General features: G+C 35.4%; 26 protein-coding genes. 18 read left to right on the forward strand and 8 right to left on the reverse strand.

Annotation, left to right across the window (positions count from 1 at the left end):
- Positions 1-37 precede the first annotated feature (37 nt).
- Entirely contained in the window at positions 38-367 is a 330-nt protein-coding gene (locus AEQU1_RS10045) for a hypothetical protein (protein ID WP_111880831.1), read from the forward strand.
- Here AEQU1_RS10045 and AEQU1_RS10050 read toward each other — a convergent pair whose 3' ends face one another.
- Positions 368-1639, reverse strand: coding sequence for an NAD(P)/FAD-dependent oxidoreductase (locus tag AEQU1_RS10050; RefSeq protein ID WP_111880832.1), 1272 nt, complete (start codon positions 1637-1639; stop codon positions 368-370). It abuts the gene before it with no gap.
- A 114-nt stretch (positions 1640-1753) separates the two neighbouring features.
- Between AEQU1_RS10050 and AEQU1_RS10055 the strand changes: the two genes are divergently transcribed.
- The gene (locus AEQU1_RS10055; protein ID WP_111880834.1) at positions 1754-2248 is read left to right on the forward strand and encodes an RNA polymerase sigma factor; all 495 of its coding nucleotides are present in this window, start codon (positions 1754-1756) and stop codon (positions 2246-2248) included.
- Between the two features lie 6 nt (positions 2249-2254).
- Positions 2255-2899 carry a hypothetical protein gene (locus AEQU1_RS10060; protein ID WP_111880836.1) on the forward strand — a complete coding sequence of 215 codons (645 nt, stop codon included), beginning with the start codon at positions 2255-2257 and terminating at the stop codon, positions 2897-2899.
- 76 nt (positions 2900-2975) lie between these two features.
- Here the strand turns inward: AEQU1_RS10060 and AEQU1_RS10065 are convergent, their stop codons facing one another.
- Positions 2976-3779, reverse strand: coding sequence for a 1-acyl-sn-glycerol-3-phosphate acyltransferase (locus AEQU1_RS10065; RefSeq protein WP_111880838.1), 804 nt, complete (start codon positions 3777-3779; stop codon positions 2976-2978).
- Positions 3780-3892: 113 nt separating this feature from the next.
- Positions 3893-4534, reverse strand: a complete 642-nt coding sequence (locus tag AEQU1_RS10070; protein ID WP_111880839.1) for a CoA pyrophosphatase — start codon at positions 4532-4534, stop codon at positions 3893-3895.
- Positions 4535-4536: 2 nt separating this feature from the next.
- Here AEQU1_RS10070 and AEQU1_RS10075 point away from each other — a divergent pair, with 2 nt between their 5' ends.
- Entirely contained in the window at positions 4537-5250 is a 714-nt protein-coding gene (locus AEQU1_RS10075; RefSeq protein ID WP_111880841.1) for a peptidylprolyl isomerase, read from the forward strand.
- 83 nt (positions 5251-5333) lie between these two features.
- Here AEQU1_RS10075 and AEQU1_RS10080 read toward each other — a convergent pair whose 3' ends face one another.
- Positions 5334-5957, reverse strand: coding sequence for a trimeric intracellular cation channel family protein (locus AEQU1_RS10080; protein ID WP_111880843.1), 624 nt, complete (start codon positions 5955-5957; stop codon positions 5334-5336).
- Positions 5954-6679, reverse strand: coding sequence for an RDD family protein (locus AEQU1_RS10085; protein WP_111880844.1), 726 nt, complete (start codon positions 6677-6679; stop codon positions 5954-5956). Before AEQU1_RS10085 ends, AEQU1_RS10080 begins: the two co-directional genes overlap by 4 nt.
- Before the next feature lie 39 nt (positions 6680-6718).
- On the opposite strand from AEQU1_RS10085, the gene AEQU1_RS10090 reads away from it, so the two are divergent.
- The 8 genes from AEQU1_RS10090 (at position 6719) to AEQU1_RS10125 (ending at position 14506) form a co-directional block, all read left to right on the forward strand.
- Positions 6719-7693: a stage II sporulation protein M gene (locus tag AEQU1_RS10090; RefSeq protein ID WP_111880846.1), complete on the forward strand. Its 975-nt coding sequence runs from the start codon at positions 6719-6721 to the stop codon at positions 7691-7693.
- The gene (locus AEQU1_RS10095) at positions 7668-8594 is read left to right on the forward strand and encodes a hypothetical protein (protein ID WP_111880848.1); all 927 of its coding nucleotides are present in this window, start codon (positions 7668-7670) and stop codon (positions 8592-8594) included. Before AEQU1_RS10090 ends, AEQU1_RS10095 begins: the two co-directional genes overlap by 26 nt.
- Positions 8548-9318: a hypothetical protein gene (locus tag AEQU1_RS10100; protein WP_181566749.1), complete on the forward strand. Its 771-nt coding sequence runs from the start codon at positions 8548-8550 to the stop codon at positions 9316-9318. The genes AEQU1_RS10095 and AEQU1_RS10100 overlap by 47 nt, the downstream gene beginning before the upstream one ends.
- The gene (locus AEQU1_RS10105; RefSeq protein ID WP_111880851.1) at positions 9308-10495 is read left to right on the forward strand and encodes a DUF4350 domain-containing protein; all 1188 of its coding nucleotides are present in this window, start codon (positions 9308-9310) and stop codon (positions 10493-10495) included. Before AEQU1_RS10100 ends, AEQU1_RS10105 begins: the two co-directional genes overlap by 11 nt.
- A 4-nt stretch (positions 10496-10499) precedes the next feature.
- Positions 10500-11492 carry a MoxR family ATPase gene (locus AEQU1_RS10110; protein WP_111880853.1) on the forward strand — a complete coding sequence of 331 codons (993 nt, stop codon included), beginning with the start codon at positions 10500-10502 and terminating at the stop codon, positions 11490-11492.
- Between the two features lie 76 nt (positions 11493-11568).
- Positions 11569-12903 (forward strand): DUF58 domain-containing protein, encoded by a 1335-nt coding sequence (locus AEQU1_RS10115; protein ID WP_258455270.1) that lies wholly within the window; start codon positions 11569-11571, stop codon positions 12901-12903.
- A 101-nt stretch (positions 12904-13004) separates the two neighbouring features.
- Positions 13005-13433, forward strand: a complete 429-nt coding sequence (locus tag AEQU1_RS10120) for a DUF2141 domain-containing protein (protein WP_111880856.1) — start codon at positions 13005-13007, stop codon at positions 13431-13433.
- A gap of 134 nt (positions 13434-13567) precedes the next feature.
- The gene (locus tag AEQU1_RS10125) at positions 13568-14506 is read left to right on the forward strand and encodes a hydrogen peroxide-inducible genes activator (RefSeq protein WP_111880858.1); all 939 of its coding nucleotides are present in this window, start codon (positions 13568-13570) and stop codon (positions 14504-14506) included.
- Positions 14507-14589: 83 nt separating this feature from the next.
- On the opposite strand, the gene AEQU1_RS10130 is transcribed toward AEQU1_RS10125, so the two are convergent.
- Positions 14590-14787 carry a hypothetical protein gene (locus AEQU1_RS10130; RefSeq protein ID WP_068762636.1) on the reverse strand — a complete coding sequence of 66 codons (198 nt, stop codon included), beginning with the start codon at positions 14785-14787 and terminating at the stop codon, positions 14590-14592.
- Positions 14788-14974: 187 nt separating this feature from the next.
- Positions 14975-15427 (reverse strand): DUF4442 domain-containing protein, encoded by a 453-nt coding sequence (locus tag AEQU1_RS10135; protein WP_111880859.1) that lies wholly within the window; start codon positions 15425-15427, stop codon positions 14975-14977.
- 134 nt (positions 15428-15561) lie between these two features.
- On the opposite strand from AEQU1_RS10135, the gene AEQU1_RS10140 reads away from it, so the two are divergent.
- From AEQU1_RS10140 to AEQU1_RS10165, 6 genes are all read left to right on the forward strand, one after another.
- Positions 15562-16059, forward strand: a complete 498-nt coding sequence (locus AEQU1_RS10140; RefSeq protein WP_111880861.1) for a DUF4870 domain-containing protein — start codon at positions 15562-15564, stop codon at positions 16057-16059.
- The gene (locus AEQU1_RS10145) at positions 16043-16228 is read left to right on the forward strand and encodes a hypothetical protein (RefSeq protein WP_111880863.1); all 186 of its coding nucleotides are present in this window, start codon (positions 16043-16045) and stop codon (positions 16226-16228) included. The genes AEQU1_RS10140 and AEQU1_RS10145 overlap by 17 nt, the downstream gene beginning before the upstream one ends.
- Before the next feature lie 90 nt (positions 16229-16318).
- The gene (locus AEQU1_RS10150) at positions 16319-16657 is read left to right on the forward strand and encodes a PadR family transcriptional regulator (RefSeq protein WP_111880864.1); all 339 of its coding nucleotides are present in this window, start codon (positions 16319-16321) and stop codon (positions 16655-16657) included.
- Positions 16654-18417: a PspC domain-containing protein gene (locus AEQU1_RS10155; protein ID WP_111880866.1), complete on the forward strand. Its 1764-nt coding sequence runs from the start codon at positions 16654-16656 to the stop codon at positions 18415-18417. Before AEQU1_RS10150 ends, AEQU1_RS10155 begins: the two co-directional genes overlap by 4 nt.
- A 20-nt stretch (positions 18418-18437) precedes the next feature.
- Positions 18438-19157: a head GIN domain-containing protein gene (locus tag AEQU1_RS10160; protein ID WP_111880868.1), complete on the forward strand. Its 720-nt coding sequence runs from the start codon at positions 18438-18440 to the stop codon at positions 19155-19157.
- Positions 19158-19305: 148 nt separating this feature from the next.
- Positions 19306-19737: a hypothetical protein gene (locus tag AEQU1_RS10165; protein WP_111880869.1), complete on the forward strand. Its 432-nt coding sequence runs from the start codon at positions 19306-19308 to the stop codon at positions 19735-19737.
- Positions 19738-19803: 66 nt separating this feature from the next.
- On the opposite strand, the gene trxB is transcribed toward AEQU1_RS10165, so the two are convergent.
- Positions 19804-20766 carry a thioredoxin-disulfide reductase gene (trxB, locus tag AEQU1_RS10170; protein WP_111880871.1) on the reverse strand — a complete coding sequence of 321 codons (963 nt, stop codon included), beginning with the start codon at positions 20764-20766 and terminating at the stop codon, positions 19804-19806.
- Positions 20767-20803: the final 37 nt, after the last annotated feature.

The following is a 20803-nucleotide window of genomic DNA, read 5'->3' on the forward strand; positions in this document are numbered from 1 at the left end:
ATTTGCATTCAGTATTTAAATTTAAAACTTCTTAAACATGAAAATAGACACTTACACCAAAACAATCCTGACCATTATTGCAATTTGTTTAACTATAAATGTGTTGAAGGATTTTGATATTTTCCCTTCTGCTTATGCCGCTGAAAAGATTGAATACAAGCCAACAAACGAAGTTATGGACGTTCGTTTGGTGGATATTAACACCTATGACGAACTTAACGTTAATTTAAAAAGCGTGGATACCTACGATGAGTTAAAAGTAAATATCAAAAAAATTGAAACTACTGATAAGCTAGATGTAAATCTGGATGAAATTGGAGGTGGCTGGGTTTCAAACGGCGGCCCTATTCCCGTAAAAGTGCACTGATTATTTTTTGAAAGGGCGAATAATCAACCGAGCAGCGCGATCATAATTTATGTAACTGTACGTCCAATTGAAAAAAGTAACAACCCTGTTTCTAAAACCCACCAAAAACCAAAGGTGAACAAACATCCACAAAAACCAAGCGATGGCACCGCCAAAATGTAACTTGCCTATATCTACTACGGCTTTGTTTCTACCCACTGTGGCCATGGTACCTTTATCAAAATATTTAAAAGGTTCTATAGGGGCGCCTTTTAGTATTTTTCTGAAATTTTTCCCTAAATGCTTTCCTTGTTGGATTGCTGGTTGTGCTACTTGGGGATGTCCTTTAGGATATTCCTTATTTTCCATAAGTGCTATGTCTCCCAAAGCATATATATTTTCAAAACCCTTAACTTTATTAAATTCATCAACCCTATAACGGTTAGCCTTTTCTACCAGTGCTTCACCACTTATACCTTTTATGGGAGCCCCCGTAACACCAGCGGCCCAAATAAAAGTGGCGGTTTCAAACTTTTTACCATCTTTGGTGGTAACTGTTTTTCCGTCATAATCGCTTATGAATGTTTCAAGATGGACCTGTACTCCTAGATTTTCAAGAAATTTTTGGGCTTTTTTAGAAACCGTTTCACTCATTGGTGGCAAAACCCTATCCAAGCCTTCAATAAGATGAACGTTCATTTCCTCTTCCTCGAGTTCTGGGTAATCATTTTCTAAAATTCCTTTTCTAAATTCTGCCAAAGCTCCGGCAAGCTCCACTCCCGTAGGTCCTGCACCGGCTATTACAAAATTGAGTAATCGCTTTCTTTCTGTTTCATCGGAAGTAATATCAGCCTTTTCAATATTCTGAAGCATCAAACTCCGTATGTTCAATGCTTGAGGAATGGTTTTCATTGGCATACTATTTTCTGCAATGCTTTCGTTTCCGAAAAAATTGGTCCTTGTTCCCGTCGCAATTATCAAATAATCATATTTCAAACTTCCAACGGATGTAGAAATAGTATTGGTGTCGGCATCAATATTTTCCACTTCAGCCATTCTAAAGTGAAAATCCATATTCTTTCTGAAAATTTTCCGCAGTGGATATGCTATAGAGTCTGGTTCAAGACCAGCAGTTGAAACCTGATATAATAATGGCTGAAAAGTGTGGTAGTTATGCCTATCAAAAAGTACAATTTGCACCTTTTCTTTTTGAAGCTTTTTTATAAAGGAAATACCAGCAAATCCGCCACCTATTATAACAATTCGCGGCACACTGGTTTCAGGAATATTCATCGTTTTTTTATATAGTATAAAAGTACAATTAGTTCATCGAGTTATCTTATTTTTTAAGATTTTTGTAACAAAGCTATTCCAAAGAACACTAATTAAAAAGCCAACAACGAACCATTGAATAAAGAACTGGAACATAGTTTTGTTGCCCAACTTGAGGAGAACCAAAACATTGTACATAAAATCTGTAGGTTATATACCAATGACAGTGACGCTCACAACGATCTGTTTCAAGAAATAACCATACAGCTTTGGCGAGCGTACCCTAAGTTTCGGGGCGACTCCAAGTTTAGTACATGGATGTACAGGGTGGCGCTAAACACCGCGATAACGCTATATAGAAAATCCAAGCGCTCCATTAAAACACAGGATTATGAGGGGGTAAGTTTTAAGATTTCTGCTATTCCGTATGACGATACAGCCGAGCAACAATTAAAACTCATGTACAGCGCCGTTAAAGATTTAAACGATATTGATAAAGCCCTTGTATTTCTTTATTTGGAAGATAAGAATTATAGAGAAATTTCGGAAACTCTAGGTATTACCGAAGTAAATGCACGTGTGAAGATGAACAGAATAAAGGAAAAATTACGAACTATTTTAAATCCGTAACCCAATATGGATCAATTGGAACTATTAAAAAAACAATGGCAAAGCAGGGAACAAGAACTTCCCAAGCTGAGTTTTGGAGATATTTATAAAATGCTGCTAAAAAAATCCTCATCTATCGTGAAGTGGATATTCTACATCAGTATTGCAGAAATTGGCTTTTGGACTTTACTCGCACTCTTAGTGCCAGAATCGAGCACCAAATTTAGCGATGACATTGGTTTGCATAATATTTTGATAATTACTAATGTGATAAACTATTTGGTATTCGGATTTTTCATAATTCTTTTTTATAGAAACTATCGAAAAATTTCAACAACAGATTCAGTGAAAGAATTGATGGGAAATATTTTGCGCACGCGAAAAACAGTAAAATATTTTGTGGTTTATAATGTAACCACTTCAGTTTTAATTATTGTGGGTATTAATATTTTTTACTATTTAAACCAAGATATGGTCTTCAGGTTTATGACAGAAGACTACGGCATCTCAAATATTTCTCAGGCAAGATTCATGAAAATGTTCTTTGCCATTCAGATTCTTTTTGGAATTGTGATGATTGGTTTTGTCTTGCTCTTTTACAGAATTGTGTATGGAATTTTATTGCGAAGACTTCGGAAAAATTATAAAGAGTTAGAGAAAATAGAATTCTGAAAAAGATATCGATTTATAGTTACACAATTCAGTATTTCTGTTTTGCGTAAATGCTAATAACACCGAAACTATTTTTTTAATAGCGCCACTCCCGCTCTTTATTAAGTTCTTCCTCACTTTGAATTGCGGAAGTTGGTATTACTTTTAGAAAAGACGGATGCTGTTCAATTGCATACTCCAATTTTTCAACAATTTCATCCATAGTATCATTTTCATAATCAATATCCAGCGGTGGTTTTATTTCCATGGATTGAAGAATGCCACGTTTTTTAATTCGGATTCCCTTTTTATCAAAAGATCTTCTAAAACCATCAATTACAATGGGGACAACTACAGGTTTATTCTTTTTAATAATGTGTGCAGTTCCTCTGCGAATGGGTCTCCAAGGTTTGGTTGTTCCCTGTGGAAAAGTAATTACCCAACCATCGTTCAGTGCTTTCGTAATATTGCTAACATCACTCATTTTCACTTGTTTATTCACTTCCTTACCTTTTTCGCGCCAAGTACGTTCGATGCTTACAGAGCCTGCATAAGCAAGAATTTTAGGAAGCAATCCCGCTTTCATAGTTTCCTTTGCTGCCACAAAATAAATATTAAGCTTCGGACGCCATAAATAGCCAACATTTTTTATACTGTCGTCCCTGCCGCTTAAACTTGCGTTAAAGACGTGGAGCATTGCAGCAACATCGGCAAAATAAGTTTGGTGGTTGCTCACAAAGAGCACATTTTTTTCGGGAAGATTTTTTAAAATTTCACTGCCGTGAATTTGTAGATCGTTAAAACCCTTAAAACGTCTGTGAGTCATAAGACCCGCAATCCGTATTAACCAGAGTTTTAAAAAAAGATAATGCCCAAATGGGTTTTTTTTAAAGAGACTCATTTTCAGTGGTCAGTATTCAGTGTTCAATATTCAGTTGCAGTAACCAGTTGCTTTAGGCAAGAGTGGTTTCTTTAATCATTATTCATTCTTGACAAATATACTAAAATAAGCTATTACAGTACCATTTTAAGCAATTCGCGCACTTCGTTGAGCATCATTGCGGTAGCGCCCCAAACTATGTGGCCATTCAATTTAAAGGCGGGTACTTCAATGCTGTTGGCGTATGATGTGGAAAGTGTTTGGTTAATAATGTTTGCATCATTCATAAAATCCTTTAAAGTTACTTCTATCAGTGCTTCCACTTCTTCTTCCTGAGGTATAAATTTTGGTGCTTCTGTTGTTATGCCTAAAAAAGGTTGCACAAAAAAATTGCTCGGGGGTATGTAAATTTCAGTCAGTTTTTTAAGAACAGAAATTGTTTTGCGCGAAACCCCAACTTCTTCTTCCGTTTCACGAAGGGCTGCATCTTGAATAGAATCATCTTCCGGCTCCAACTTTCCACCGGGAAAACCAACCTGTGCGGAATGTACACCTTTATATGTTTTCCGAAGAATCAAAATCAACTTAGTATCAAAATTTTCAGAAGGATAAAAAAGCGACATTACACCAGCCTGTTTTGCATTATTTTTCTCTCTGGCTATGCTTTTCAATTCCTGCAAACGTTCAATCGGCGCCATTTTAAATTGAACTGCTTCGCCGGGAAGTTCCATTTTTGTTACTTTTACAATCCGTTTTTCAAAATCGCGAAAATCCATTTATGAGAAAATTATTTATTTATTGCTTTGGAATTGTTCTTTTCTTAGGAAGCTGTGAAGATAAGAAAAAGGCTACCGAAACCGAAACTGAAATAGAAGGCAAAGCTGAAACAAAAAAAGAAGTCGAAGTTGAAGCTGAAAAGAAAGATTCAATCAGTTATCCAGAAATTACCAATGAAAATGTGGTCTCTTTTTTAACTGAATACGGCAATAAAAACCCTGAAACTAAGGTCTTGATAAGTTCCCGTTTTGGAGATATTGAAATTGAACTTTATAAAGACACTCCGCTACACCGCGCCAATTTTATCTATTTGGTAAAGCATCATTATTTTGATGAAACCTTTTTCCATCGCGTGGTGCCAAATTTTATAATCCAAGCTGGAAATAGTGATTTGGTTTCAACCCAAAAAAAACGCGCTACTTTAGGTAAAGAGTATTTGCTTCCTGCAGAAATTATTCCCGGTCGTGTTCACGAATATGGAACCGTTTCCGGCGCTAAGGAATATCGCGAAAACCCAGATAATAGAACTGCTCCTTACGAGTTTTTCATCTTCCTCGGCCCAAAAGCCTCAACAACACACTTAAATGGAAAATACACCATCTTCGGGAAAGTAACCAAAGGAATGGACGTAGTGGAGCAAATTTCAAAAGTGAAAGCAGATGATGGCGATTGGCCTTTGAATAATATTTATATTACTGCGAAAGTTTTGGAGTAATTATTCTTTTATAAATTTCTTTGTAAAACTTTTACCTTACAAAAGTGATTTTAAAATTTTAACGCGAAGAATGCTATACCTCATCAATTTCCCTCCATCTCCTCCTTCGTATAAATACTCGGTAAAGAAAGTTTGAAATAAGTGGCGAGCAGCCGAACGATAAATACAATAGAGCCAGAAATAATAACAATAAAATCTTCTGAAATTGGAGAATAATGTAATAAGAAGTATGCTAAAGCACCTAAAATACAGGCTGTAGCATAAATTTCTTTTCTGAAAATAACAGGAATTTCATTACATAAAATATCGCGGAGCACGCCGCCAAAACAGGCCGTAATTGTTCCCAAAGCAATGCAAATTATTGGATGAAAACCTGCGGCAATACCTTTTTCAACACCAACTATGGTATAAAGTGCAATTCCAATAGTATCAAACAAAAACAGTGACCGACGAACGTATCCAAGTCTTTTTCTGAAAATAACTGCGAAAATTGTAGAACATAAAATAACGTAAACAAACGTTAGGTCGCGCATCCAAGCCACATTTGCATCAATAAGAACATCACGTAAAGTTCCACCTCCAACTGCTGTTACAAAAGCGATTATCAAAATCCCAAATGGATCCAAACGTTTATTGAGCGCTGTTAACACCCCTGAAATGGCGAACGCAATGGTTCCTAGTATATCTATTACTAATAGTAGCTTCACATGTTTTGTGTAAAATGGTTATAATCGCGCAGCACGGTATCAATATATTGCTTGTCGTATAAATCTGAAGAGGTTTCCAAAACAGTTTCCACTTTCTTACGAAGCATATTCAGCGTTTTAAAGTCGTTCGATTTTATTGCGATTAGATAGGTTTCCTTAATTAGCCGAGCGTCTTTATCAGTCAACTTAGTTACGTTCATAAACTTGGGTTGGTAATCTTCCGCGATTTCTTCTAAAATAGTATGACTAATCTTCACTTTGCGTTTAGTACTTATTACAACTGTTCCCGCTGCATGATCGCCTACGCGTTGTCTTTTATCAGAAAAAATAATAGATAGTAAACCTATGGAACCCAAAAATATCCAAATATCCACCAAACGAAGCATCCACAAAACCATATAATCGCTCCATCGTGCTGGACTTCCATCTACTTTCACCACGCGGGTTTTCATCGCAATCTTTCCTACCGTTCTTCCATTGAAAAGTATGTGCATATAAAGCGAATAAAACATAACAGGCAAAAGCAACAATTGCTGTAGTCCAAAAACGGTCCAATGGTCAATAAACGCCATATTCATAGCTTCAGTTGCTAATTCCACAACATAGAAATATATAAAAAAGAGGAAGATGTCTATTAAAAAAGCTAGAATCCGTTCACCAACACTAACTATTTTATAGTCCAGGTTTACGTTTTGAGTTGTATTGATTTCTAAGTTTGCCATGTAAAAGCAAGTGGTTATATTTATCGAAAATTTCAGGATATGCGCGAAGCTGCATTCGTCAAGCAAAATAAGGAAAAATGGATTGCTTTTGAAGAGGCAATTACACTTAATTCAAAAATAAGTCCAGATCAGCTTGCCGACCATTACATCCAACTTACAAATGACCTCGCCTATGCACAAACCTATTATCCTGAAAGTAAAGCACTTCAGTATTTAAATTCTTTGGCTTCGCAGGCCCATCAAAAAATTTATAAAAATAAAAAAGAATCTAAAAACCGAATTGTAAGTTTTTGGAAATATGAGTTTCCGCTGTTTTTCCGTCAACATCAACGTATGTTGCTTTTTTCGTTTTTAATATTTGCCATCGCGACCGCTATTGGTGCTATTTCTGCATATAACGATGATTCTTTCGTTCGGCTCATTTTGGGTGATAATTATGTAAACGAAACTTTAAACAATATTGACAAAGGCGATCCTACCGCCATTTACAAGAGCGGCAGTGAAATTGGTACATTTTTGGGAATAACCATCAACAACATTCGCGTGGCATTTTTAGCATATGCTTTCGGAGTGATTACTTCTTTGGGAACGGCTTATTTACTGTTCAGTAATGGTGTAATGCTCGGAGCATTTTTCACCTTTTTTTACAACCGCGATTTACTTTTTGAAGCTTCAAAAAGTATTTGGCTTCACGGAACCATTGAAATTTCGGTAATCGTTATTGCAGGCTGCGCGGGAATGGTAATGGGCAACAGCATCCTTTTCCCAAAAACATATTCACGGAAAGTTTCATTTCTGAAAGGTGCAAAGGACGGCCTCAAAATTGTGGTTAGCACAATTCCTTTTTTTATTATTGCTGGATTTATTGAAGGATTTATAACCCGCTACAGCAATATGCCAGTTTGGTTGGCAATGACCATTATTTTTAGTTCCTTGGCACTTATTATTTTTTATTACGTTATTTATCCAATCATCCTCAACAAAAAGCATGCTACACAAATATATACCGCTTAAACAGCAACGCGATGTAGGCGAAATGATAACAACCTACTTCGAGTTCTTTAAACAGAATTTCAAGCCATTTTTAAATATTTTCATCAGTTACAACGGAATTTTTATTCTAGGTTTTTTGGGGGTGAGTTATCTGTTAGTTACTGGTTTTGTGGGTATATTCTCAGCACAATCGGGCTTTGGAATTGAAAATGACCCATCTAATTACATAGCTTTTTTTATTGCCGGAACCGTGGGTTTTGTAATTCTATTTCTAATCACAGCATTACTAAATTATAGTCTAGCAGCAGTTTATATGATTCAATATGAACATAATAAAGGTACAGCTGTAGAAAAAAGAAAGGTCTGGGAAACAATAAAACAAAACCTCGGAAAAATAGTTCTCTTTGTCATTTTAGCCGTGTTTATGTATATCGCACTAATGGTTGTTGGTGTAGTTATCTCGTTTATTCCGCTTTTGGGCAGCATTGCATACTATATAATGATCTTGGCTTTCATGAGTTGGATGGGGCTTTCTTTTATGACTATGATAAATGACAACAAAGAAGTAACAGACGCTTTCGGTGAAGGCTGGAAACTAATGAAAAAATTCTTTTGGAAAAGTGTTCTTACAAACCTAGTTATTGGATTGCTTCTTGGAATTTTAATGATGGTAGTTTTAATGATTCCGGGGATTTTAGTAGGTATTTACGCCTTCCATTCTTTAGATACGGGTGTGGATCTTGCCAATTCACCAATGGCTAATATTGTGTGGACGCTTGCTATTGCGCTAGTTTTAATTCTCTATACCATTAACCAATCGCTTTCACAATTTGTAAACGGCATTCTGTATTATTCCCTTCACGAAGAAACATATAATGAAGCCACTCGCGAACGTATTGATAACATTGGCACGGGTGAATAAATTTCTCTTCATATTGATATTGTTTTTCCTTTTGAATACACTAGCCGCTACCGCTTCGGCAAAGGACAGTTTGACTGTTACCGTGGATAGTAGCAAAGTTGTGCAAAAACATTTTTCTGAAAACTTATTCGATAAATATTCTGGCAATGAATTTAATTACGACTCTGTAGAAGGCGAGGCTGAAAACTTTTTAGGTCGCGCCATAAATTGGTTTTTCAATAAACTTGGAGAAATTTTTGGAATAAATCTTTCGCCCGAAATGTATCAAATTATCAAATTCATTATTTATGGACTGCTCATAGTTTTTGCAATTTATATTTTGGTGAAACTGCTAGTAGGCGATAATGCTTCGTCTTTTTTCAGCAAAAAAAGTAAGATGGTCGCGCCGCTAAATATCCAAGAGGAGCATATTGAAAATGTAAATTTGGACAGCTACATAAAAAATGCCTTAAATGAAGAAAATTACCGGTTGGCAATTCGGTATATGTATTTAAAATCTTTAAAATTACTTTCGCTGAAAAACATCATTGATTGGCATTTTGAAAAAACCAACAACGATTATTACCGCGAAATTGAAAGTGTCACTTTGAAGGAAAACTTCAAAAAGATATCCTATCTATATGATAATATTTGGTACGGAGAATATGCATTAAACAAAGCAGGTTTTGAAAACGCCCAAAAAGATTTCGAACTTTTAAACAAAAATTTGAAAAATGCTAGATAAACGTTCAAAAAGAGTGCTTTGGATTTTTGGGATTGTGTTACTAGGTATCGTGATTACAGAGCTCGTGCGTCCAAAACCAATAGATTGGCGCGCCAGTTATATTTCTACAGATAAAATTCCATTTGGCGAATTTGTACTTTTTGAGGAAGCCTCTTCCCTATTCAAAAATACCGAAATTGAAAAAGTTGATAAAGATCCCTATGTATTTTTAACGAATAATGCTTACGCTCAAAATTCTGCATATATTTTTATCAATGACGAATTGTCCTTTGATGAAAGGCAAACAGATGAAATCTTAAAATATGTTGAAAACGGCAACACCGTATTTATCTCTTCGCGAAGCATCGGCAATATTTTACGCGATTCTTTAAAAATAGATTCCTCTACAGATTACAATATTCTCGAGGAAGAACTTCAACCAAAATTTTTCTCACCATCGTTAAACCAAGATTCACTTCCCGCATATAAAAAAGGTGTTTTCAGAGCTTCTTTTGATAAAATTGACACATTAAAAACAACAGCTTTGGGTTTTTACGATTCTGAAATACCAAAACTTGAGGAACTTAATTATATAAAGGTAAATTTTGGAAATGGACATTTTTTGATTCACAATTTACCCGAAGCATTTTCAAATTATTATTTACTGAAAGGTAACGCACAATACGCGGCAAACGTTCTTTCTTATATTGATTCAGAAAAAATATATTGGGATGAATATTTAAAATCTGGCAGAAAAGTAGTCACTTCGCCAATGCGATTTATTTTGAACCAAGCCCCGCTCACTTGGGCATATTATGTTTTGCTTGGAGGATTGTTAATCTTTGTACTTTTCAAAGGAAAACGCGAACAGCGCATTGTTGAAGTTATGGAGCCATTGGAAAATACTTCGGTAGAATTTACGAAAACCATTGGCGATTTGTATTTTCAACATAAAGATTACAGTAATATTATTGCGAAGAAAATCACCTATTTCTTGGAATCACTTCGCTCAAAATACTATTTGAACACAAATGACATATCTGACGATTTCATTAAAAGACTAGCTTTGAAAAGTGGAAACACTTTTGAAAAAAGCCAGAAATTAATGCATTTAATAAAACATTTAAAAGAAAAATCTGTTCACAGCGAAGCCGATTTGCATGAACTGAATAAACAAATAGAAGCATTCAGACTATAAAATTATGGAAGAAACACAGGAAAATCCGTTAGCGTTCAATTCGCGATTAGATTTAAAAAATCTACAGGAAGCGGTTGAGAAAATCAAAACTGAATTGGGGAAAGTAATTGTTGGGCAACACGATATGTTGGAAATGCTAATCATTTCGATTTTAACCGACGGCCATTCTTTGATTGAAGGCGTACCGGGCGTTGCAAAAACCTTAACCGCAAAATTATTGGCAAAAACGTTGGCGGTAGATTTTAGCAGAATCCAATTCACGCCAGATTTAATGCCGAGCGATATTTTGGGAACGTCAATTTTCAACGTTAAAAATAGCGAGTTCGAATTCAAAAAAGGTCCTGTTTTTTCAAACATAGTTTTGATTGACGAAATAAACCGAGCTCCGGCGAAAACACAGGCCGCACTTTTTGAAATCATGGAGGAACGCCAAGTAACAATGGACGGTACGGAATATAAAATGCAGCCTCCATTTTTGGTTTTTGCAACCCAAAACCCTGTGGAACAGGAAGGAACTTACGCGCTGCCGGAAGCGCAATTGGATCGTTTTCTTTTCAAAATAAATGTGCCTTACCCAACTCTAGAAGAAGAAATACATATTCTTGAAAACGAACATAATCGAAAAGATGCTTTTGTTTTAGACAGTGTAGTTCAGGTTCTAAACGCAAAGCAAATCGCAGAGTACCAACACACAATAAAACAGATAATTATTGAAAGTAATTTATTGAAATACATCGCGGCAATTGTGGATAATACACGAACAAACGCAAACTTATTTTTGGGCGCCTCGCCACGTGCTTCGCTAGCAATTATGAATGCTTCCAAAGCTTTGGCAGCTATGAACGGTCGCGATTTTGTAACGCCAGATGATATTAAAAAAATTGCTCCCTCAGTTTTAAGACATAGAATTATGTTGACGCCAGAGCGCGAAATGGAAGGAATAACAGCCGATAAAGTGGTGCAACAAATAATTGAAACCATCGAAATTCCTAGATAATGAGAATTGAGAAGAAAATTAATATTATAATGACACCCTGAGCGCAATCGAAGGGTTTTAAATTGAAAAACTAAAATTGAAAAGATTTCTGAAAAGTTTATACTTAAAAAAACGATTTTTCATCGTTCTATTCTCACTTGCGGTCATGTTTGTGGTTTCATACTTCTTTCAGGAATTTTTCGGGATAGCTAGGCTTTTATTTTATCTGCTTTTAGCCGCTTTTATTTTTGATGTTTTATTACTGTATAGAAACAAAACAGGAATACAGGCGCAACGTATTTTACCCGAAAAATTATCAAATGGCGATGATAATTGCATTGAAATTAAAATTGTAAATAGATTTCAATTTAAGACTTCCGTGAAAATTATTGATGAATTGCCCATTCAATGGCAGATTCGGGATTTTAAAATTGAAGCTGTTTTAAATACTTCCGAAGAAAAGAAATTTACATATCAGGTACGTCCGACAGAGAGGGGAGAATATCATTTTGGAAATCTAAATATTTTTTCTTCTTCCGTTTTGGGATTGATTGCTCGAAAGCAGCAATTTTCTGCAGAAGCGATGGTCCCGAACTATCCGTCTTTTCTTCAGCTTAAAAAGTATGATTTTATTGCTTTTACCAATAGATTAAAACTTTTCGGACTAAAGAAAATCCGAAGAATTGGTAATACGATGGAGTTTGAGCAAATTAAAGAGTACACTTCGGGCGACGACGTTCGGAACATAAACTGGAAAGCTACCGCAAAACGAAGCGGTTTGATGGTAAACCAATTTCAGGATGAAAAATCGCAGCCAGTTTATTCTGTAATCGATAAAGGAAGGGTTATGAAAATGCCTTTCAATAATCTGAGTCTACTAGATTACGCAATTAATGCAACGCTTGTAATTTCGAATATTGTTTTGAAAAAACACGATAAAGCAGGAATGTTCACCTTTTCACGGAAAGTAGACGATCGGGTAATTGCGCAACGTAGAAGCGCACAAATGCATCTTATTTTGGAAACGCTTTACAATGTGGAAACCGATTTTTCGGAAAGTGATTTTTCACGTTTATATGTAGATGTGAAGCGCCATATTAAACAAAGAAGTTTGTTATTGCTGTTCACTAATTTTGAAACGATGGACGCATTGCACCGCCAGCTGGCATATTTGCAGGCAATCAATAAAACCCATCTTTTGGTAGTTATCTTTTTCGAAAATACTGAATTAAAATCCTTTTTGGACAAAAAAGCAACCACGACCCATCAAGTTTTTGAGAAAACGATTGCGGAAAAATTCATTTATGAAAAGAAATTGATTGTAAACGAATTGCACAAATACGGCATTCAATCTATACTAACAGCTCCGGAAAATCTTACCGTGAATACCATAAATAAATATTTAGAAATAAAAGCGAGAGGGCTTTTATAACACTTCAGCATAAAAATTCGACAGTTGGGGAAATGCATTTTCTTTTCAAAGTGAAGTTTTAGGACATTTGATCTATAATTCAAACACTAAAACTCACTATTATGAAAACAATCATCGCATTAATCGGTCTATCATTTTTCACTCACTTTTTGAACGCTCAAAACGACACTGCTTCAGTACCAGAAGGAACAACCATAAAGGTAACAGTAGCTGTAAATAGTAGCGAAGGAAGCATTATGGTCGCGCTAGATGACGAAGCTCATTTTATGCAGAAAGGATTACAAAGCGCTGAAGGTATTATTAAGGATGGAAAAGTAACCGTGACTTTTAACAATGTAGTTTCTGGCGAGTACGCAATTATACTTTTCCACGATAAAAACAGTAACAAACAAATGGATTTTGATATAAATGGATTCCCTTTGGAGCCCTACGGTGTTTCCAATAATGTAATGAGTTATGGGCCACCAGAATGGAGTGATGCAAAATTTGAAGTTGCCGATCAACCTATTTCAATGGAAATAAGAATGTAAGGTTTTCTAAATAAAATTTGAAAAAGGACCCCTGTAAAATAGTGGGCCTTTTTGTTATAAACAAAAACTTCGTTATTAGATATTCACATAGTTTTTATTGATATAAAAACTATCTTTGCGTAAATATTTTTGAAATGACAATTACCCAACTTAAATATGTTTTGGCTGTTGCTGAACATCAAAATTTTACAAAAGCTGCAGAAAAGACTTTCGTAACACAGCCCACATTAAGCATGCAAATTCAAAAACTGGAAGACGAACTTGAAATCCAGATTTTTGATAGAAGCAAAAAGCCAATTGAACTTACCGGCGTTGGAAAAAAAATTGTGGAACAGGCAAGAAATATCGTCAATGAATCTGAGCGGATGCAGGATGTTGTAGATCAGGAAAAAGGATTTATTGGCGGAACTTTTAAACTGGGTATAATTCCAACGGTGATGCCTACTTTATTGCCGATGTTTCTTAAGAATTTTTCAAATCGATACCCAAAAGTGCATTTGAAAATTGAAGAGCTAAACACAGACGAAATAATTACTAAAATTAACGATGGTTATTTAGACGCAGCAATTGCAGCTACCCCTTTGGGAAATGAAAAAATAAAAGAAAGAGTTTTATATTACGAACCATTTGTAGGTTATATTCCTGAGAGCCACAGATTGTTTTCAAAAGAAAAACTAGAGGTGAATGATCTTGATATTGAAGATATTTTGCTTTTGGAAGATGGACATTGTTTCCGAGACGGCATTATAAACCTTTGCAAAACATCAAAAAATTTAGGAACCGAAAAATTCCAATTGGAAAGCGGCAGCTTTGAAACACTTATAAAGCTTGCAAACGAAGGATTGGGAATGACTCTTCTGCCCTATTTGCACACTTTGGACATACTACCTTCACAAGTGAAAAATATAAAATATTTTAAGGAGCCATCTCCCGCTCGTGAAGTAAGTATTATTTACAGTAAAAGTGAGCTGAAAATGCAAATTATAAATGCACTACACGACATAATTTCAGGAGTAATAAGAGGTGCGATTGCTTTTCAGGATGTAAAAATAATAAGTCCAACCAAGAAGTAATTATTTAATGAAATGATACAACTCTATAACCGCCCAATTACAAAATAACTAAAAAATCCCTCTGATCGCTCAGAGGGATTTTTTTATGGGTTTAAATAGATTAGACATTGATTTAATTGGGGGTTCTGCTTGATAAGCGAATCAATCCAGAGTTTAAGCTCTTCTACTTCGTAGGGAAGCAATCTGGTTAACGCTTTTTTCAACTCCTTGCAAAACAAATTGACGTCAAAACTTACTTTTGAAAGCACAGCTTTTGTATAATCAAACATTGCTCTTGCCATAGCTAATTGAGATTTAGTAAAAATTAAGTAGCTTTATTCTATAGGCAATTGTATTTTTTTTAATTAATCTGATTTAAATATAACAATTATTTATGGATTAAATTCTCTTATGCCTTTGCAATGTCCTGTTAAAGATTTGTTAACAAAACGAAAATGGCTCTAATCCTTTGAAACAATAGAGCTTAAATTATTTAACTTTTACAGTCCATTCAAATTCAAATGTAGAAACTAAATCTCCAGAAGAATCCCTTCCTTCAGATTTCATCCAGCAGGTTTGTCCTTCGCCCGAATTAATGGCAGTTTCAATTGCAGTTTTTATAAGTTGACCATCCTTGCACTCAAAAATTATTCTACCTCTGGCTTTTTTAGAAAAAGTACCTTTATTGTTCGCTACAAGCATTGATATATTTTTGTTACTCACTTTAATTGCTGCCATTACCATTGCTCCGGTACTAAGTTCTGCTGCCATCCCCTGCACTGCCCAAAAAACAGATTTAAAGGGATTTTGATTAATCCACCGGTGTTTTACTGTGGTTGTACACGTATTTTCAGAAATAGACTTTACACGAACTCCTGTGAAGTATGCAGAAGGCAAATTAAACAATAAGAAAGCATTGATTTTACTAGGGCTGAGTTTCATCTTCTTCGAAATATTTTACGAAGATATTCAATAAATCGATGACTTCCTACTTGTTAAATTTATGTTAATTATAGTACTATGCGTAACACACTACTGTCTTTTAGACATATATTTGTATAAGAAAATAATAAGTTATGGAAACTACAATCTCAGAAAACCAAAAAAACACAAGTACTTTCATTCATCTGTCAACGTTTTTAAAGTACTTTTTTCCGTTTGCAAATTATATTGCTCCTTTATTAATTTGGACATTCAACAAAGAAAAAGCATTTGTGGACGAACATGGTAAGCAGGCAATCAATTTTCAATTGAGCATTTTAGTTTATACTTTATCTATAGGTTTAATATGCCTTCCGTTTTTTATCGTTTTCGCCACAGACTTTGTTTCATTAATTGATGCAATTGATCATAGTGCAGGAGAATTTTCGGTGAACAATATTAGAAATCTTTCAGGTTACATATTGTTGTTTGGCTTGGCTATTCTATTATTACTAGGATTGTTCGTTTTCGAACTTTATGCAGTAATCAATGCTTCTATTCACGCCTCAAAAGGACAATTATATAAATATCCACTTAGCATTCCATTTATAAAAACTAATCTAAACCCTATTCAAAATGAGCACATTCATTAGTTACTTATTGGCAGCCATTTTGCAGTTTATAGGCGCAAGCATGCCTCAGGAACAGAAAACTGTTAGCGTATTGAATCATCAACAATGCGAAGAAACCGCCAGCGTGCTTCCTTATTCATTCATCATCAATAACGAACAGGAATTAAAAACAAGAAATGAACAATTATGAAATGCGCCAACAACGAATCTTAATTAATAAACTTGAGATTTATAATAGGCGCAATCCATTTGACATTCAAAAAACAAACAATTAAGACAAATGAAAATCGAAAACACAAAAGCACAGATGCGAAAAGGGGTTTTGGAGTTCTGCATCCTTTCCGTTCTTAAAGACGGCGAAGCTTACACTTCAGACATTCTTGAGACCCTAAAAGACGCAAAAATGCTTGTCGTGGAAGGCACGATCTATCCGCTGCTCACAAGGCTTAAAAATGCGGGATTGCTTTCCTACCGTTGGGAAGAATCTACCGGTGGACCACCACGCAAGTATTATGAACTTACCGAAACCGGTAAACTATTTTTAACCGAATTGAACGATACCTGGGCAGAACTTGAACAGGCCGTGAACAAAGTAACCAGCGAAAAAAACACAAAATGAACAAGACAGTAAACATAAATTTGGCAGGCACTTCCTTTCATATAGACGAAGATGCCTTTGGGAAGCTTTCGCGCTACCTGGATGCCATCAGGAGATCACTGAAGGGTGCTGACGGAAGTGAAGAAATAATGCAGGACATAGAATCCCGTATTGGCGAACTTTTTTCTGAAAAGATTGAAAGTTCATCTCAAGTAATAAACTTGAAAAATCTTGACGAAGTGATTGCTGTTATGGGACAGCCTGAAGATTATGAAGTAGATGACGAAATTTTTGATGACGTTCCCCCTTCTTCAAAAACTTATACAAAATCAAGAGGAAGTGCTACACACAAACAGCTTTTTAGAGATGTAGACAACAAATATATCTCGGGGGTTTCCTCAGGTTTAGGACACTATATTGGTGTTGACGCCATTTGGATCCGTCTTTTGTGGATACTTCTAATTGTTGCAGGCTTTGGTTCTCCAATAGTTGTCTATATATTATTGTGGATTTTGGTGCCACCAGCGCTTACAACTTCTGAAAAGTTAAGAATGACGGGCGAGCCCGTAAATATTTCAAACATAGAGCGAAAATTTAAAGAGGGTTTTGATAATGTTGCCGACCGCGTAAAAAACGTTGATTATGACAAATACGGCAACAGAATAAAAACGGGAGCTTCCGGTTTTTTTGACAGCTTAAGTAGCTTGATAGTTACCTTATTTAGAGTGTTTGCCAAGTTTATCGGGATATTAATAATTATTGTTTCACTCTTTACCATAATTGGTCTCGTAGTTGGTTTTTTCACTTTTGGCTCCATAGACTTTTGGGGAAATAATGAAATAATGGAAAAAATTGCAATGGTTGATACAACCAATGTTCCAATCTGGCTTCTGTCTCTATTGGCACTATTTGCTATTGGGATTCCATTTTTCGCCTTATTTGTATTGGGTTTAAAACTTTTAATAAGCAATCTCAAATCCATGGGCTCAACAATGAAGATCCTTCTAATTGTAGTTTGGGCATTGTCTATAATCGGCTTAACTATTTTGGGAATCAAACAAGCAACCGAACAAGCTTACGATGGAAATTATATTGAAGAGCAGACTTTGGCCGTAAAAACTGGAGATACATTGCATATTTCAATGCGCGCAGATAAACAATTCAGTTATGAAGTGAGCAGAGATAATGGTTTAAACATTAAATATACAGCAGACGATAAAAAAGTTATTTATTCTAATGATATCCAGCTGAATATAAAATCCTCAAAAGATTCCCTTGGTAAGATAATTTTCGAAAAATCTGCTGAAGGTAACAATCATCTCGATGCAAAAAAGCGGGCGGAAGCTATTGAATATAACTATTCGTTTGAAAACAATAGTTTAATACTTGACGGGTTTTTCATTACTGAAACTTTAAATAAATATCGCGATCAGCAAATTGAAATAACCATATATGTGCCAGAGGGAACGATAGTTTATTCTGAAGAAAGTGCAACATCCTATTATGGCTTTAATTCAGATTTAACAGAATTAACGGATTGGGATAACGATGCGCATTACTTCAGAATTTTGAAAAATAAATTTGAATGTCTGGATTGTAAAGAAAAAGAGGAAGCAATTGAAAATGGTGATTCACTAGAGATAATAAACTCCCAACAGATTTTGGACACCATCAAAACCAACAAAAACCAAAATTGGGAAGAAGAAGTGAAAGATGATTTCAAAAACACTACTGCTTCAACACAAAAACAGAGCAAAACAATAACAGTGACAGTTGATTAATAACCAAAAAACCAAATTATATGAAAACAATAAACATCATAGCAGTAATTGGCGCTGCAATACTTCTAAGTTCCTGCAATTTAAACATTATTACAGGTGAAAATGGCAACGGAAACGTTGTAACCCAAGAACGGAACGTTATCGAAAATTTCACAGAAGTTAAAGGTAGCGCTGGATTGGATGTCTATCTTACCCAAGGTGATGAAAATAAAATTGTGGTAGAGGCTGATGAAAATCTGCAACAATACATTGAAACCGATGTGGAAAATGGAAGGCTACACATTACCACTTCCGAAAATATTGGTCGATCAAAAGCCAAGAAAGTTTATGTAACTTATAAAGAAATCAACACTGTGGAGGCCAGCAGCGGCGCAGATGTAACTGGTAATTCTGTAATTAAAAGTGAAAATATTTCACTGAAAAGCAGTAGTGGCGCAGATTTAAAAGTAGAAGTTTTCACCAAAAATCTAACCGCTAAAACCAGTAGCGGTGCAGATTTAGAAGTTTCCGGAAAAGCATCTTCGCTAATTGCAGATGCCTCCAGCGGAAGTGAACTGAACGCAAGAGATCTTTTAGTGATAAGTTGTAACGCCGAAGCATCAAGCGGTGCTGAAGTTACCGTAAATGTGAAAGATAATTTAGAAACAAAGGTAAGCAGTGGCGGTGATGTAAATTATTATGGAAATCCCGTTTCTGTAAACTCAAACGAAAGTCATTCTGGGAATGTACACAAAATGTAAAGCTATCGACATCTTTTATTTTTAACAACCCCGAATTTCCAAAAAGGCTTAACAGTTTCTTAAAATACTGTTAGGCCTTTTCACATTTATCATAATTTTAAGAGGACTATTTCGTTTTTCTATCATCTTTGAATAAAAATAAAACATTATGAAAAAAATATTGATTGTATTTACAATAATAGCATTTGCAGCATGTAGCTCAAAAGATGATTCAGGCGATGCGAATACAAACGAATTTGAACAAATAGAAACCACACTGCCATTAGCCCAATGGGAAATAAGCAAACTTATTGAAGGTCAATCAGACCACACGGCGGATTTTGAAAGTTTTATATTCACCTTTAATGAAGACGGTACAGTATTAGCCCAAAATGATCTTTTCACAGAAAATGGAACTTGGTCTTATGATAACTCTTCCAGTAGTAGCGAAGAATTAAAACTACAATTTAGTGAAACAACTCCTTTTGATGAAATTAACGAAGACTGGGATATTGTTTCGGTTTCCAGTTCAAAAATAGAATTATCACATATTAGTGGTGGTAATGGCGATATTGAACTTTTGACATTTTCGAAATTATAATTTCAAAAAATTCTTAAAATTAAAATGCCGCTAAATAGCGGCATTTTTTTTATATTTTAAAAAATCTTAAGCTGTAATCTCAGTTTCAATTGTTGCTAAATAACGTTCAGCATCCAATGCAGCCATACAGCCTGTCCCTGCGGCGGTTACTGCTTGACGATATTCTTTGTCCTGCACGTCACCACTTGCAAATACACCCGGTTTATTGGTTTTGGTAGTTTTCCCTTTAGTAATTAGGTAGCCCGTTTCATCCATATCTAATTGTCCTTTAAAGATATCGGTGTTGGGTTTATGACCGATTGCAATAAAAAGACCCGTAATTTTTATCTCTTCTTTTTCCCCGGTTTCGTTGTTTACCATTCGTAGACCTTCCACCACTTGCTCTCCCAAAACTTCGTCAACTTCAGTATTATAGCGTACTTCTAAGTTTTTTGTATTGTTAACTCGGTGTTGCATCGCTTTTGAAGCCTTCATATAATCTTTGCGAACAAGCATTGTAACTTTACTGCAAATATTTGACAAATACGTAGCTTCCTCCGCTGCAGTATCTCCTGCTCCAACAATTGCTACTTCTTGATTTTTATAGAAAAAGCCATCACATACCGCACAGGCAGAAACGCCACCTCCCCGTAACTTTTGCTCACTTGGCAATCCTAAATATTTTGCAGTTGCTCCTGTTGAAATAATAACAGTCTCAGCCTCAATTTGAGTAGAGTTATCAACAGTTATTTTATGAATTCCACCCACTTCATCACTAAACTCAACGTTTGTAACCATCCCAATTCTCACTTGAGTTCCAAAACGTTCAGCTTGTTGTTGCAATTGTACCATCATAGTTGGGCCATCAATTCCTTCTGGATAGCCTGGAAAATTATCAACTTCAGTTGTAGTTGTCAATTGTCCGCCAGGCTCCATACCTGTATACATAACTGGTTTCATATCTGCGCGCGCAGCATATATGGCCGCAGTATAACCTGCGGGTCCAGAGCCAATGATAAGGCATTTTATTCTTTCAATAGTTTCGCTCATGATATATTTCTTCAATATTTTTTCGAATTGTAAAAAT

The sequence above is a fragment of the Aequorivita sp. CIP111184 genome, from assembly GCF_900489465.1.
Classification (GTDB): Bacteria; Bacteroidota; Bacteroidia; order Flavobacteriales; family Flavobacteriaceae; genus Aequorivita.